The following is a 1,015-nucleotide window of genomic DNA, read 5'->3' as shown; positions in this document are numbered from 1 at the left end:
GCATCACCCCTATACCGAGGCGCTTTTGTCGGCGGTGCCCAAACTCGACCAGACCGAGACGGCACGCATTCGTCTCGACGGCGAAATCCCCAGCGCCACCAATCCGCCTTCGGGCTGCGTGTTCCACACGCGCTGCCCGCGCAAGATCGGCCCGATCTGCGAACAGCAGGAGCCGCCACTCGGCGAGGCCCAGCCCGGCCATTCGATCCGCTGCCACATTCCTTACGCCGAACTGGCCAGGCTGCAGAGAGCGGTCGTGACCGAGCCGGCATAGCGCTCTCGCTCGCGTGGCTTGGCCGGTCAGATCTGGCCGGCCATGCTGAGAGCACGGTCACCTTCTGAAAAACCCTGCCCTTCGGCCCAGTCTCTGGCCAGCGTGCGCAGGCCTGTGAGCGCGACATCCAGAACATCCGAAGACACGGGATTCGAGGGATAGGCGAGGTAGATCGGCCGTTGGAATACCGGAGCGTTGTCGATGCGCCGCATCTCGCCGCGCTCGATATGACCGCTGACGGCACTGAGCGGCAGATAGGCGGCGGCCTGCTGCGACTGCACGTGCTGAAGCCCGATGAAGACCAGCCCGGCCGAAATCGCCGGCTTGACCATGCCGGCAAAGGCGCGGTCGTGCTCGATGCGGAACTCCAGCCCCCAGTCCATCAGGATATAGTTTTCGGTCCATGGCTTGGTCTGTGCGGCGTGCTGGACGAGCACGACCTGATCGACGGCCAGCGTCTCGTAGACAATGCCGGGATGCGGTCGCGGCAGATAGAGGATGCAGATGTCGAGCAGGCCTTCCGCCAGCTGGTCGATCGCCGAGTCCGGAAAGCTGCCCTCCAGCCGCAGCGCCACGTTCGGCCGCCTGGCGCGCATCCACTCGACCCATGGCGAGGTGATGCGGTCCCACAGATAGGCCGGCGCGGTCAGCCGCAGCAAGGTCTCGTAACCATCGGGAACGGCGATGTCCTGCCGCGATTGCTCCCAGGTGCGGGTGATCGACGAGGCATGCGGCAGGAAC

2 protein-coding genes are annotated in these 1,015 nt (G+C 65.5%); one reads left to right on the top strand and one right to left on the bottom strand.

All coding sequences use genetic code 11. The features are described from left to right. Positions 1 to 274 (top strand): oligopeptide/dipeptide ABC transporter ATP-binding protein (locus tag EN984_RS35840; RefSeq protein WP_348630249.1); only part of this gene is annotated, 274 nt, incomplete at its 5' end. Positions 275 to 300: 26 nt separating this feature from the next. On the opposite strand, the gene EN984_RS35835 is transcribed toward EN984_RS35840, so the two are convergent. Further along, positions 301 to 1,015 (bottom strand): substrate-binding domain-containing protein (locus EN984_RS35835; protein ID WP_127384419.1); only part of this gene is annotated, 715 nt, incomplete at its 5' end.

Origin of the sequence: Mesorhizobium sp. M7A.F.Ca.CA.004.12.1.1 (assembly GCF_003997835.1) — a bacterium.
Lineage (GTDB): Bacteria > Pseudomonadota > Alphaproteobacteria > Rhizobiales > Rhizobiaceae > Mesorhizobium.
Note: the sequence above shows the minus strand (reverse complement) of the source record. Positions and strands in the feature narration are given on the sequence as shown.